Raw genomic sequence first — 13058 nt, forward strand, 5'->3', positions numbered from 1 at the left:
ATTTTGCATAAATGCATTACTTACCAAAGCGCAAGTTGAGTGCTTGGCCCTGAAGTATCTACGCCACCCAGCTCTGCAAAGTGATAAAGTTGTCCTAAAAGCTGACGCAATGGCGGCCCTGATTTGGCATGTGTATCTGTAATCACGATGAACTCGAGTACGCGCGCCCGTTCAGACTGACGTTGTTTGCTCACACGATAACGCGGGACATCTTGTGTTAATAGGGTCACTTTGCCGCGTTTCAAATTTGCCGTCAGTAAATCTTTCGGATCAATATTACCATCCGTAGAATAACTGGTTAGGATATAACGCGCGTTGATCGTTGCCAGTAATTTTTCATAAGCATCTTTGGCATGTTTAGAAGAATTATAAGGACTCGGTCGTTCTTTACGCCATGCTCGATCAATCCCACTCTTATATCCTTTGGTATCGGGTGGAGGCAAATCTACCTGATCCCAAAGAGTTAATGCGTTTAAGACATGATAATTACTACTATACGCATGCTGATTATAAGGAGGGTCGAGATACGCTACATCGACATCAAAGCCACTCATTTGATTAGCGAGATGCTGTGCATCAACACACCACATTTCAGCAGCAGGTCGTTTTACATCGCCAATTTCACAAAAACGACTGGGCGTGAGCCACAGTAAAGATTCAATGCGTTCAAGTGCGGTCTGGGTTTTCCCCCCCCATCCTTGATGGAAACTCTTAAATACACCACTCGTGTTGCTGACAAAACTGGCTGAATAAAGCAACGGCGCCAACAATGCACTCATTTCTACATCATTAATGGCACCTTGCGCCTGCCACGTCGCAATCTGCTGACGAATAGCATCGATACGCATACCATTTCGACGTTTGAAAAACAATCTGTCACGACTTGGATCATAAATGTCATCATTACGTGGACAAAGATTATGAGTAACCCAACCCTTTACTTCAGGCAAACGATTCAAATAATCAATGGCTTTCTGATAACCACCCAACTCTTTAAATGCTGGAGCTTCAACACAAGCCAGTATCGCATGGTTTAAGGCATGGCTATACGGTTCCCAGTCATTACCAATAACACGATAACCATTTTGTCGAGCTAGACGAGAAACAACGCCACTGCCTGCAAAAAAGTCAGCAAAAATTGGCGGATTCTTTTTTTTGCTATTTAACGTTCCGGTAATTTCCAGTGCTTCTAAAATCAGATGTAATAATCTGCGTTTGTTGCCTAGATAAGGCACCAACTGGTGAAATAGATATTCATCTGTGGTCCGTGCCGCATGACGGCGTTTATGGTAAACCGAAGCCTCTGAATTCATACTGTCTCTTGAATCGGGATAAGTCTTAAGCGAATGTCCTGACCAATTTGAGTCACATCAAACAGCTTAAAGCGGAGTTGCTCTGACATTTTATATAAGTCAGCGCTAAACATGGCACGTGCCGATTGCCCCAATAATGTTGGAGCAATATAGCTGATCATTTCGTCGACCAATTTTTCCTGTAAAAATGCAGTCGCTAGAGTGGTTCCGGCTTCGACCATCACATCATATAAATGATATTCTTTGACCAGTGTAGCAAGAAGTTCACGTAGTGATTGGACTGGCAATTGTATCACACCTAGGTCTGCAAGTTCCTGACGAAATGGTCCCATCACCATCAAGGTTTCAGGTGAATGCAAAATATTTGCAGTCAATGGCAAACGACCTTGTCGATCCAGAACTAAACGCTTAGGCTGAACAATATCTGTAATATCATCTACCTCGGCAAGTGCTCGCACATTCAACTGACAATCATCGGCAAGTACGGTTTGTATACCCGTCATTACCACAGCTGAACGTGCGCGCCAATATTGCACATCTAAACGCGCATCTACGCCTGTAATCCATTTGGACTCACCTGACGACATTGCGGTTCGCCCATCCAGACTGGAGGCCACTTTGAGCCGTACATAAGGTAAACCACCTGCCATCACTTTTAAAAAGCCACGGTTTAGTTCAATGGCTTCCTGTTCTAGCACCCCAACTTGCGTAGTAATCCCTGCATTATTTAAAATTTTTTGTCCTTTTCCTACAACCAATGGATTTGGATCAAGCGTTGCAATTACTACACGTGCAACATTGGCACGTACTAATGCTTCTGCACAGGGCGGCGTTCGACCAAAATGAGCACAGGGCTCCAAGGTCACATATGCAGTTGCGCCTTCAGCTCGATCACCTGCTTCACGCAATGCAAATACTTCTGCATGAGAACCACCCACAGGTGCAGTTGCGCCACGACCTATAATCTTCTCATCTTTCACAATGACACAGCCAACAGCAGGATTTGGGCGTGTGCGATATAATGCAGTTTTTGCCTCAGCCAAAGCCTGCATCATCCAGTAATGATCCTGATGCTCTGTGTAATTCACCCTATTCATGTTCTTGTTCACGATATTGCATTTGTTCAATTTGACGGCGAAATGCCTCGACATCCTGAAAGTCCTGATACACGGAAGCAAAACGTACATAAGCCACATGATCCAGCGCAAATAATGCCTGCATGACGATTTCACCAATCATACGAGACTTTACATCACGCTCACCTAATCGGCGGATTTGTAGCTGAATATCGCTGAGTACCGTTTCAATTTGCTCTTGGGTCACGGGGCGTTTTTGTAGGGCATGCATAAGTGAGCGGCGCAATTTAGCCTCATCAAAAGGCTCATTTTTACCATTCGATTTAATCACACGCGGCATGACCACTTCATAACTTTCAAAAGTCGTAAAACGTTCACCACAATTCAGGCATTCACGTCTACGACGGATTTGACAACCTTCAGCAGCAAGACGTGAATCGATGACTTTACTGTCTGCGGCGTTGCAGAAAGGACAATGCATAGCAGCTCAAAATGAATTCATTCTTATAGTTAGTGTAGCAAATATTGGACAAAGACTAAATCATCTCTCCATAAACAAAAAAACAGCCGCTTAGGGCTGTTTTTTTCTCATCCAGTTTTTATTATTCAACACGTTCGCCATGTTGGCTCAAATCTAGACCCATACGTTCATCATCAGCCGAAACACGAATTCCGATAATAAGATCAATAACTTTAAGAATGATAAATGTTAACACTGCACTATAGGCAATTGTTGCCAACACGCCTTCAACTTGAATCCAAAGTTGGTGAACCATATCTGTAGGCGCTTTATCACCCATAATGAATGAGCTTGCAAACACAGCAGTTAGAATTGCACCCACTATACCGCCGACAGCATGTAAGCCAAAAGCATCCAAAGAGTCGTCTGCTTTTAAGATACGTTTGAGGCCAGAAATACCCCAGAAACAAACCACACCACCAATTAAGCCCATCACAAGCGCACCGCCAACGGTTACAAAACCTGCCGCCGGAGTAATTACCACCAAACCAGCTACTGCACCAGATGCACCACCTAAAACAGATGCTTTACCACGTACAATTTTTTCAACAATCAGCCATGAGATTGTTGCTGCCGCTGCTGCCACTTGAGTCGTAACTAAAGCATAACCTGCAGCACCATTTGCACCTAACGCAGAACCACCGTTGAATCCGAACCAACCCACCCAGAGTAAGCTTGCACCAATCACCGTTAAGGTTAAGTTATGTGGAGCCATAGACTCTTTTCCAAGTCCTATACGTTTACCTAACATGTAAGCTGCAACTAGACCTGCCACACCCGAGTTGATATGAACAACTGTACCACCCGCAAAGTCAAGAGCACCGTCACTGCCTAACCAGCCGCCACCCCATACCCAGTGAGTAATTGGCGCATATACCACAATCACCCACACGGTAATAAAAGCAACAAAAGCACTAAACTTCATACGCTCTGCAACCGAACCACTAATAATGGCCACAGTAATGATTGCAAAAGTCATTTGGAATATAACAAAGAGAATTTCTGGAATCGTACCACTTAGCGCTTCTGTGGTAATCCCAGACAACATAAATTTATCCAGACCACCCACGAAGGCATTGCCACTACCAAAGGCCAGTGTATAGCCAATAATCACCCAGACTAGGCTGACAATAGCTGCCGCAACGAAACTATGCGCCATAGTTCCTAACACGTTTTTCTTACGAACCATACCACCATAGAACAAGGCGAGTCCTGGAATCGTCATAAGGAGCACTAAACCTGTCGAGATAAGGATCCATGCGGTATCACCTGTATCAAGCTTCGGTTCAGCTTTAGGAGCTTCTGCTACAGGGGCAGGTTCAACTGCAACGACAGTTGTCTCTGCCACAGGAGTGTCTGTTGTAGTCACAACAGTCGTTGTTTCAGTTGCTGGTGTCGATGCGGCTTCTTCAGCCCATGCGGCCGTTCCACCAAGAAGCGCACTAGATAAACCTAGTGCTAAAAGCATTTTTTTCATTTGTATCCCCCAACCTAAATTTTGTGAGTTATGCCATACTCAGCAAACTTTGTGCCAACACTTAAACAGCGTCTGGTCCAGTTTCGCCTGTACGGATACGGATCACTTGTTCCAGATTAGTTACAAAGATCTTTCCGTCACCAATTTTTCCTGTGCTAGCAACGCGAGTAATCGATTCGATTACCGCATCGACCATTTCATCGCTGATCGCGATTTCAATTTTGACTTTAGGAAGAAAGTCAACGACATACTCTGCACCACGATACAGTTCTGTATGACCCTTTTGACGGCCAAAACCTTTCACTTCAGTGACAGTAATCCCCTGAACACCAATTTCAGAAAGTGCTTCACGCACATCGTCCAATTTAAATGGTTTTACAATAGCAGTTACGAGCTTCATGTTTGTTTTCCTTCGGCTTATTTCACCAGTAAGGTTTTATGTTCAATTTTCATGCCAATATTTCTTAGGTTGAGGGAAAAAGAAATCGTTGGCCTGATAGTTGTCTTTATAACCTATTTGTGACGCAAGATGTAGCATCCACCTTTGATTTAAACATTTTTATACTTTGTTTAGGCAGTTTGGTTATAAAAATGCGTTGATTAATCGGAGAGCACTAGGGGCAATACAAAACCAGTGGTAAACTGCACGCGGATCATATTATTTACACGGATATCTCATGATTGAAACATTATTACAGGCGATCCTAGAACAAGTCGACCAACCTAAAAAAGACCTTGAAAATAACTTAAGAGCGTTGCTCAATGAAGCTGTAGAAAAATTGGATTTAGTTTCCAAGCAAGAAATTGATCGTCAGCGCCTCGCACTTCAACACGCCAACCAACGTCTAAGTCAGTTACAGGAACAGATGAATATTTTAGAGAGCATGATTCAGAACAAAAAATAAGCACCAATTTAGCGCATAAACAATTTAAAACGATTAAAAATAAAGCACCATAATGGAACATCATAAAAATGTCTTTTGCAAAAATTTTGACACGTGGCGTATTAGGATTACACGCCCCATTTATTGAAGTTGAGGTTCATTTAAGTCAGGGACTTCCCTCTCTCACCATTGTTGGACTTGCTGAAGCAGCTGTACGTGAAAGTAAAGATCGGGTGCGTTCTGCCATTATTAATAGTGGGTTTCAGTTTCCAACTAAACGTCTGACGATTAATCTTGCTCCTGCAGATTTGCCAAAAGATGGATCACGTCTGGATTTAGCGATTGCTTTAGGAATTTTGATTGCTTCTGGACAATTACCCGAAGGTTGTACCGATGGTTTTGAATTTATTGGAGAATTAGCATTAGATGGGCATTTACGTTCTGTCACCAGTGCCTTGACGATTGCCATGGCTTGTCAGCAAGCCGACCACCAACTTTTTATTCCCCAAGACAATATTAAACAGGTTGAACAACTTTCTGGGTTTAAGCTTTATGCAGCCCGCCATTTAAAACAAGTCTGTGAACATTTTCTGGGCGTCCAATCGATTGCCCCACATACCACAAAAAATATCGATAATATTCAAACTTATAAATATGATTTAGCCGATGTTAAAGGTCAGTTACGTCCACGACGTGCACTTGAGATAGCAGCTGCAGGTGGTCATTCGTTATTATTTAAAGGCCCACCTGGCACAGGTAAAACTTTATTAGCTTCACGCTTACCCAGCATTTTGCCGCCTTTATCAACACAGGAAAATCTTGAGGTCGCCAGTATTTATTCGATTGCAAACAATCAGCATCAGTTTGGCTTACGACCGTTCAGAGCGCCGCACCATACTGCTTCTGCGATTGCATTGGTGGGCGGCGGCTCACATCCTAAACCAGGAGAAATTACACTGGCACATTTAGGCGTTTTATTTTTAGATGAACTACCTGAGTTTGATCGAAAAGTTCTGGAAGTTTTACGTCAACCCCTAGAGTCTAAGGAAATTGTGATTTCGCGTGCATCCAGACAAATTACCTTTCCGGCAAATTTTCAGCTGATTGCTGCGATGAATCCCTGCCCCTGTGGCTATGCATTTAATCAGGATAGCCGTTGTCAATGTTCGCCTGAATCCATTAAACGTTATCAAAATCGAATTTCTGGGCCCTTGCTAGATCGCATAGATTTACACATTGATGTCCCACCATTACAGATCAATGAATTACAAGACACAACAGCTGTTGAGGATTCCATGACCGTTCGTAGCCGTGTAATTGCTGCTTATGAGACTCAAATCAATCGCCAGCAAAAAGCCAATTTTTCTCTTTCACCACAAGAATTGGAACAACATGCTGCACTAGATTCTACTACACAGAAAATGATGGAAGTGGCTCAACAACGTATGAATTTATCGGCGCGTTCTTATCATCGTATTTTACGTGTTGCGCGAACGATTGCAGATTTATCGCAAAGCTCCAATATTCAAAGTGTACATTTATCTGAAGCCTTGTCTTATCGACAAACCATTTAAGTTGGATAAAAAAAATGCCTCAAAATTGAGGCATTTTTTAAGATAGAAAGCTTAGAAAGATTTAGATAAGGTCAATACTGCACCTAAATCATATGGCTTTTTACCTGCATCGGTCATACCTGATGTACTTACGTCAGTACCTACACCTGCGAGTTCAGCAGTAACTCCCAAAATATTGTATTGCACCCCAAATTTATAATCGATATAGCTGTCGTCTTTACCCGGACCACCTGCAACCACATTTAAAGAGTCTTTATTTTTGAGTTTGTTATAACCAACAGAAGCAATTCCGGTAAAACCTGTATCAGCAATTGGTGCGCTATAACCTAGATTGAAATACCAGAAATCGTCGGTGCGGCCCCAATAATCAGGTGAATAAGTAACCATGGTGGTAATGCTGTCACCTTTAAATAATGAATCGGCGAAAATTAATTTGGCATAAAATTCAGTAAAGTTTAAGCCTGTTTTATCATTATAAGGATTGGTAAAGTTAGATTTTGCACCAATATAACCATAATACGTCACACCCACATCATAACCAATGCTGTAATTTGGGGTTGCGTTGAAAGAGCTGGCATAGCCTAGACTTGCATCAGTTTCAGTAGAGTTACCATCAATCCCAAAGTCAACGCTTGAACCGAAAAGCGCAAGATAAGCACCAGATTCGTGGTTAATCGTGAACCCACCTTGAATTGCTGGATTGTTTGAACTTTGAGTTACACCACGGAAACGATAATCTGTAGTGGCCGCAACATTACCAGCAACAGAAAAACCTGCGATCGATGGTTTATCTTCAGCCATTGCAGCAGTTGAACCTACAGCGATAACACTTAAAGCAACGGCTTTACATGCAAATTTTTTCATTCTGATCTCCCCCATAATCGGATCACTCCGACGGATATGTGTTTTAAATTGCATCGGTGTAGATTTAGCAAATGCTATGCCAACTTTTGTACATCCCATCTTTTTTATGAATTCATCATTAAACTTTAGATCATGACTCCATTTTTATAATGGTAAAATTCAATAGATTTCATGTAGATAAAAAGCAAATCCCAAGCTACGAGCCAGCACGCACAAATAAGTATGGGAAAAAGGAGCGTAAAATCTCTATTTACGTTGATGTGAACGTCGTCATTTTTGCATAAAGGTTTCTAAGATAACTAATGATAAGTAAATAGGGATGCGGTTCAGAACTTGAAAGCCATATCGCCTTGCAGCGGCATGTAACAAAAAATATGGAATAGCGCTGTTTTGGGTCTTTTTAGAAAACTGTGTAATTATTATGCATAGTTTAAGTGCAGATTTTTTTGTTTAATACCACTAAATAAAACATCAATATCTATAAAAAAATTTAACTAAAAACATGCTATTTCTAAATTGGATATATACATTAGTAAAATAATTTAATGAAAATGATATCTTTTCTATAGATTATCTATACAATTTGCTCATTTTCTGAGTCTTTCTCAGAAACCCATTTAGATTTATGTTTTGAGGTATTCAATGCTAAAAGCACATAAGCTTACTTTAGCAGTTTTGATTAACGCTGCCCTTATTTCTTCAGCGTATGCAAGTGAACAAAGCGAGTCAAAAGGTTTTGTTGAAGGTGCCAGTGCATCGGTTCTATTGCGCAATGGTTTTATTCAACGTGATAAGAAAGATGGTGTGCATGATACCAACTCATGGCTTCAATCAGTTATGTTGAATCTTGAGTCAGGTTTTACACAGGGTCCTGTCGGTTTTGCAGCGGGTGTTGTTGGTGATTTTTCTTTCAAATTAGGCGATAACTATCATGCGGGTAACAGCATGATCGCCCTAAAAAATGATGGTCAAAAAGATGCCAATGGTCGTGTCGATCCATATGATCAATGGACTCGTGGTGGTGGCTATGTCAAAGCTCGCGCATCCAACACAACCTTAACTTATGGTACACAAATTCTTGATTTACCTGTACTTGCGAGTATGACGACACGTAACGTGCCTGAATACTTTGAAGGAACATTAATCACAAGCCATGAAATTAAAAATCTGGAAGTGGTTGCGGGTAAATTTACCAAAAACCAATTGCCTGAGCACATCGCATCTGACCAAAACCATTTGGATCGTGCTTATGTTTGGGGCGCAAAATACCAATTTAATGACCAGTTAAAAGCATCTTATTATGGTGCTGATCTTAAAGACAAACTTGAACGTCATTATGCCAATGTTAATTATAAGCAAACGCTTGCCAATAAAGACTCATTGACGTATGACTTCAGTGGCTACCATACCAAGTTTGAACCGGGTACAACATATTCTGCAACAGGCCCAGCAGATGAAGACAAGAAAAATAATATCTGGGCTGTGTCTGCCACTTATAACACTGGACCACATACAGCCATGTTAGCTTACCAGCAAAATACAGGTAATGTCGGCTATGACTATGGTCAAAATGGCGATGGTGGTCAAAGTATTTACCTACCAAACTCATATTTGTCTGACTTTATTGGTAACCATGAAAAATCGGTACAGCTCCAATACACTTATGACTTTGGTGCATTAGCCATTCCTGGCCTTTCATGGACAACTGCTTATGTTTATGGTTGGGACATCCGTGTAAATAACTTGACTGATGATGCTAAAGAGCGCGAGTTCTTCAATCAGGTTTCTTATAAAGTCCAAACTGGCCCTGCTAAAGATTTAAATATCCGTGTACGTAATTCAATTTATCGTGCCAGCGATGAATACCAAACTAATGCCTACATCGGTGATACCAATGAATGGCGTATCTTTGTTGATTTCCCAATTAAATTTTTCTAATCGGTTAAAATCAAGCAGATATAAAAAACCCTACATCTAAATGTAGGGTTTTTTGTTTTATCACGCAGCATAAAACTTATTTTTTTGCAGCTTCAATTGCTTTTATAACTTCTGCTTTGGCAACATCCGCACCTTCCCAGCCACTGATTTTTACCCATTTTCCTGGTTCTAAATCTTTATAGTGAGCAAAGAAATGTTCAACTTGATTAATCAAAAGCTGTGGAAGATCCGTATATTCTTTTACGTCTTTATAAAGTGGTGACAATTTTTCATGTGGAACAGCGATGAGTTTCGCATCAATTCCCCCATCATCTTCCATGTTCAATTTACCAACAGGACGGCAACGGATAACAGAACCTGCTGCAACTGGATAAGGAGTCACGACTAAGACATCTAGCGGATCACCATCTTCTGACAATGTATTTGGCACATAACCATAGTTCGCTGGGTAAAACATAGCTGTGCCCATAAAACGATCTACAAATAATGCATCTGAATCTTTATCAATTTCGTATTTGATTGGCGCAGCATTTGCTGGAATTTCAATGATAACGTAAATATCATTCGGTGCATCTTTGCCCGCAGGGATATTGTTGTAGCTCATAGCAACACTCTTTTAACGGTTAAACCAGATTTAAATCGCGACGATTATAACGGTTTTCTGGGTGAAACTGCGTCGTTTATACAATTTGGTAAAGGATTTTTTCATGTTCCCGACCAAGTTGAAGCCTAAATCTGTCCAGTACATTATTTATGTTTTTTATAATAATCGAATAATCAAAATCAATAGAGAAATTGGACACAGCATAGACAATAGCCAGATAATTGAGCGCAGGGTTGCCCAATTAATGAGATAACAAATCCCATAAAGAATGCGTAAAACCAAATAGGCCAAACCGAACGTCATAATAATATTTTGCGGTATGACCATATATTCTGCCATGAGTATGGCTGCGATAAACAGTGGTAAACTCTCAAAACTATTTTGCTGTGCAGCATTCGCACGTGCAGCAATACCTGTACTCTGTGCCAAAAATTGACGAGGGTTTTGATTATCTTTTGCCTTAAATCCCCCACTTAATTTGGCAATAATGGTAAACACATAAGGTAGTAAACATGCTGCCAAAATCAGATAAATAATGCCACTGATGCCCTGCATAATCTCGTTCTCAAGATGTATTTATTTAAATTGCCTTATCATAGCATGGTGTTTTGTGGGGAAATTCGCTTAAATAGTGTGTTTTTTATAAATAAGACCATCAAGTGAGGCCCTACATGAGCAATTCTGATCAGGATCAACTGTTCAGCGAACTGGACAAACAGCGCCAAAACCAATTGAAAGTTGATCGCATCCTCAAGATTGTTCTTCCTCTCACGGCATTTTTGATCAGTGTTATTTGTGCCAACCTCAACTGGCAGTCAACCTTAGGAACATTTGTGATTTTAACGATTGCCTTTATTGCAGTCGGTATTAAACGTCAAACTTTATGGTATTGGTTAATAATTTTAGTCGTGTATTGCACAATAGATAATTATCTAAGTTTTGGACAATTTAATTTAAGCGCACTTCGTTTACAACTCGGTGCAATGTTGCTATTTACCGTAATGATTGGAATCGGTCGACCGTATATTGACCGTTGGTTTATCAAGTCTGCACCATAATTTTAAAAATAAAAAAATGCCTGAAAGCTCAGGCATTTTTTTCAACGATTAATTTATGCCGTTTTACGCAAATCTTTCCGTAAGATTTTACCTACATTAGATTTTGGTAATTCATCCATAAACTCCACATAGCGTGGGCGTTTATAACCTGTTAAATTTTCTTTGGCAAAGCTTAGAACCTCTTCAGTTGTGAGTGAAGGATCTTTCTTCACAACAAATAGTTTTGGCACTTCACCTGATTTTTCATCCGGTACACCAATGGCCGCAACTTCCAGAACTTTTGGATGTTTTGCGACAACTTCTTCAATTTCACTTGGATAAACGTTAAAACCAGAGACCAAAATCATGTCTTTTTTACGATCTACAATTTTGACATAACCACGGTTATCCATCACGCCAATATCACCTGTACGGAAGTAACCATCCGCCGTCATGACTTTGGCAGTTTCATCGGGACGATTCCAGTAACCTTTCATTACTTGTGGACCGCGAATCGAAATTTCACCTTGTTCGCCCAAAGCGACTTCATTGCCATCGTCATCTAAAATTGCAACATCAGTCAACGGTAATGGAATACCAATCGTGCCACTAAATTCTTGTGATGCAGGTGGATTTGCTGTCGCGACTGGAGAAGTCTCAGACAAGCCATAACCTTCGATAATATTAGTGCCTGTGATCTTTTTCCACGCTTCAGCAGTTGACGGAAGTACGGCCATACCCCCACCCATTGCCATTTTCAGCTTACTGTGATCAAGCTGTTTAAACTCTTCATTATGTACTAGCGCATTGAATAAAGTATTTACAGCCGGGAAGAACGATGGCTGATATTTACGTAGTTCTTTAATCACGCCCGGTAAATCACGTGGGTTAGGAATAAGAACGTTAGCTTGTCCTTTATACATACCATACATGGCACACACCATGAATGCGAAGATATGATAAAGCGGTAGCGCACAGAAAATGCGATCATTCTTATCGCCATCTTTGGCGCCAAATTTACTCTGGAAAATGCCGTCGCACTGCAATAAATTCGCAACCAAATTACGATGCGTAAGTTCAGCGCCTTTAGAAACACCTGTTGTACCACCCGTATATTGCAACACGGCGGTATCACTTAAGGTTAAAGATGGACGTTTATAACTGTTTGGACTGATTTTATTTAATGCCGTATTAAACTTAATATGGCCAGGAATATTCCAGTCAGGAATTTGTTTACGAACTTTGCGCAATACAAAATTGACCAAAGTTCCTTTTAAAGTACCTAACATATCGCCCACTGAAGCAACAACCACGTGCTTAACAGGCGTTTTACCAATAATGCTTTGATAAACACTCGCGAAATTTTCAATAATTACCAGTACTTCTGTACCAGAGTCATTCAACTGATGTTCAAGCTCACGTGCTGTATAAAGTGGATTGACATTGACCAGTACCAGACCAGCGCGGAATACACCCAAAGCAACCACTGGGTATTGCAATACGTTTGGCATCATGACCGCTACACGCGAGCCCTTGGCCAAACCCAAGCTTTGTAAATAGGCAGCAAATTTACGGCTTGCTTCTTCCAGCTCACTGAAAGTCATGACTTTATCCATAAAAATAAAGGCATCGCGTGAACCAAACTTCTGAAAATTACGCTCAAATACATCATTTAATGACGTATTTTCTGCAGGTAATTCTACTGTTTCTGGAATCCCTGTTCTGTGGTATTCAGCAAACCATAATTTTTCCATAAAGCCATTATCTCCAA

Annotated in this window: 13 protein-coding genes; 4 read left to right on the forward strand and 9 right to left on the reverse strand. The window is 40.9% G+C overall.

Annotated elements, in window-relative coordinates:
• Positions 1-20 precede the first annotated feature (20 nt).
• The 5 genes from IAE20_RS14305 to glnK form a co-directional block, all read right to left on the reverse strand.
• Positions 21-1313 (reverse strand): DNA adenine methylase, encoded by a 1293-nt coding sequence (locus tag IAE20_RS14305; protein WP_200461441.1) that lies wholly within the window; start codon positions 1311-1313, stop codon positions 21-23.
• Positions 1310-2410, reverse strand: a complete 1101-nt coding sequence (gene ribD, locus IAE20_RS14310) for a bifunctional diaminohydroxyphosphoribosylaminopyrimidine deaminase/5-amino-6-(5-phosphoribosylamino)uracil reductase RibD (protein WP_200482592.1) — start codon at positions 2408-2410, stop codon at positions 1310-1312. Before ribD ends, IAE20_RS14305 begins: the two co-directional genes overlap by 4 nt.
• Positions 2403-2870 carry a transcriptional regulator NrdR gene (gene nrdR, locus IAE20_RS14315; protein WP_200482591.1) on the reverse strand — a complete coding sequence of 156 codons (468 nt, stop codon included), beginning with the start codon at positions 2868-2870 and terminating at the stop codon, positions 2403-2405. Before nrdR ends, ribD begins: the two co-directional genes overlap by 8 nt.
• 121 nt (positions 2871-2991) lie before the next feature.
• Positions 2992-4386, reverse strand: coding sequence for an ammonium transporter (locus IAE20_RS14320; protein ID WP_200482590.1), 1395 nt, complete (start codon positions 4384-4386; stop codon positions 2992-2994).
• Positions 4387-4447: 61 nt separating this feature from the next.
• Positions 4448-4786 carry a P-II family nitrogen regulator gene (gene glnK, locus IAE20_RS14325; protein WP_004656379.1) on the reverse strand — a complete coding sequence of 113 codons (339 nt, stop codon included), beginning with the start codon at positions 4784-4786 and terminating at the stop codon, positions 4448-4450.
• 277 nt (positions 4787-5063) lie between these two features.
• On the opposite strand from glnK, the gene IAE20_RS14330 reads away from it, so the two are divergent.
• Entirely contained in the window at positions 5064-5291 is a 228-nt protein-coding gene (locus IAE20_RS14330; RefSeq protein WP_200461437.1) for an accessory factor UbiK family protein, read from the forward strand.
• Positions 5292-5359: 68 nt separating this feature from the next.
• A complete protein-coding gene (locus IAE20_RS14335; RefSeq protein ID WP_200482589.1) occupies positions 5360-6844 on the forward strand; it encodes a YifB family Mg chelatase-like AAA ATPase in 1485 nt (494 codons plus the stop codon).
• A gap of 51 nt (positions 6845-6895) precedes the next feature.
• Here the strand turns inward: IAE20_RS14335 and IAE20_RS14340 are convergent, their stop codons facing one another.
• Entirely contained in the window at positions 6896-7708 is an 813-nt protein-coding gene (locus tag IAE20_RS14340; protein WP_200482588.1) for a TorF family putative porin, read from the reverse strand.
• Positions 7709-8350: 642 nt separating this feature from the next.
• On the opposite strand from IAE20_RS14340, the gene IAE20_RS14345 reads away from it, so the two are divergent.
• Positions 8351-9646 (forward strand): OprD family outer membrane porin, encoded by a 1296-nt coding sequence (locus IAE20_RS14345; protein ID WP_200461434.1) that lies wholly within the window; start codon positions 8351-8353, stop codon positions 9644-9646.
• A gap of 76 nt (positions 9647-9722) precedes the next feature.
• On the opposite strand, the gene ppa is transcribed toward IAE20_RS14345, so the two are convergent.
• Complete coding sequence (gene ppa, locus IAE20_RS14350) at positions 9723-10250, reverse strand: inorganic diphosphatase (protein ID WP_004995387.1); 528 nt, start codon at positions 10248-10250, stop codon at positions 9723-9725.
• 156 nt (positions 10251-10406) lie between these two features.
• Positions 10407-10805, reverse strand: coding sequence for an MAPEG family protein (locus IAE20_RS14355; RefSeq protein ID WP_200482587.1), 399 nt, complete (start codon positions 10803-10805; stop codon positions 10407-10409).
• 116 nt (positions 10806-10921) lie between these two features.
• Between IAE20_RS14355 and IAE20_RS14360 the strand changes: the two genes are divergently transcribed.
• Positions 10922-11308 (forward strand): hypothetical protein, encoded by a 387-nt coding sequence (locus IAE20_RS14360; RefSeq protein WP_200461432.1) that lies wholly within the window; start codon positions 10922-10924, stop codon positions 11306-11308.
• A 53-nt stretch (positions 11309-11361) separates the two neighbouring features.
• On the opposite strand, the gene IAE20_RS14365 is transcribed toward IAE20_RS14360, so the two are convergent.
• The gene (locus IAE20_RS14365) at positions 11362-13041 is read right to left on the reverse strand and encodes a long-chain-fatty-acid--CoA ligase (RefSeq protein ID WP_200482586.1); all 1680 of its coding nucleotides are present in this window, start codon (positions 13039-13041) and stop codon (positions 11362-11364) included.
• Positions 13042-13058: the final 17 nt, after the last annotated feature.

The organism is Acinetobacter sp. S54, from assembly GCF_016624945.1.
Classification (GTDB): Bacteria; Pseudomonadota; Gammaproteobacteria; order Pseudomonadales; family Moraxellaceae; genus Acinetobacter.

What these genes read in the sequence shown, in the direction of transcription:
- IAE20_RS14305 (WP_200461441.1), bottom strand. Translation starts at nt 1,313, where the DNA reads ATGAATTCAGAGGCTTCGGTTTACCATAAACGCCGTCATGCGGCACGG.
- ribD (WP_200482592.1), bottom strand. Translation starts at nt 2,410, where the DNA reads ATGAATAGGGTGAATTACACAGAGCATCAGGATCATTACTGGATGATG.
- nrdR (WP_200482591.1), bottom strand. Translation starts at nt 2,870, where the DNA reads ATGCATTGTCCTTTCTGCAACGCCGCAGACAGTAAAGTCATCGATTCA.
- IAE20_RS14320 (WP_200482590.1), bottom strand. Translation starts at nt 4,386, where the DNA reads ATGAAAAAAATGCTTTTAGCACTAGGTTTATCTAGTGCGCTTCTTGGT.
- glnK (WP_004656379.1), bottom strand. Translation starts at nt 4,786, where the DNA reads ATGAAGCTCGTAACTGCTATTGTAAAACCATTTAAATTGGACGATGTG.
- IAE20_RS14330 (WP_200461437.1), top strand. Translation starts at nt 5,064, where the DNA reads ATGATTGAAACATTATTACAGGCGATCCTAGAACAAGTCGACCAACCT.
- IAE20_RS14335 (WP_200482589.1), top strand. Translation starts at nt 5,360, where the DNA reads ATGTCTTTTGCAAAAATTTTGACACGTGGCGTATTAGGATTACACGCC.
- IAE20_RS14340 (WP_200482588.1), bottom strand. Translation starts at nt 7,708, where the DNA reads ATGAAAAAATTTGCATGTAAAGCCGTTGCTTTAAGTGTTATCGCTGTA.
- IAE20_RS14345 (WP_200461434.1), top strand. Translation starts at nt 8,351, where the DNA reads ATGCTAAAAGCACATAAGCTTACTTTAGCAGTTTTGATTAACGCTGCC.
- ppa (WP_004995387.1), bottom strand. Translation starts at nt 10,250, where the DNA reads ATGAGCTACAACAATATCCCTGCGGGCAAAGATGCACCGAATGATATT.
- IAE20_RS14355 (WP_200482587.1), bottom strand. Translation starts at nt 10,805, where the DNA reads ATGCAGGGCATCAGTGGCATTATTTATCTGATTTTGGCAGCATGTTTA.
- IAE20_RS14360 (WP_200461432.1), top strand. Translation starts at nt 10,922, where the DNA reads ATGAGCAATTCTGATCAGGATCAACTGTTCAGCGAACTGGACAAACAG.
- IAE20_RS14365 (WP_200482586.1), bottom strand. Translation starts at nt 13,041, where the DNA reads ATGGAAAAATTATGGTTTGCTGAATACCACAGAACAGGGATTCCAGAA.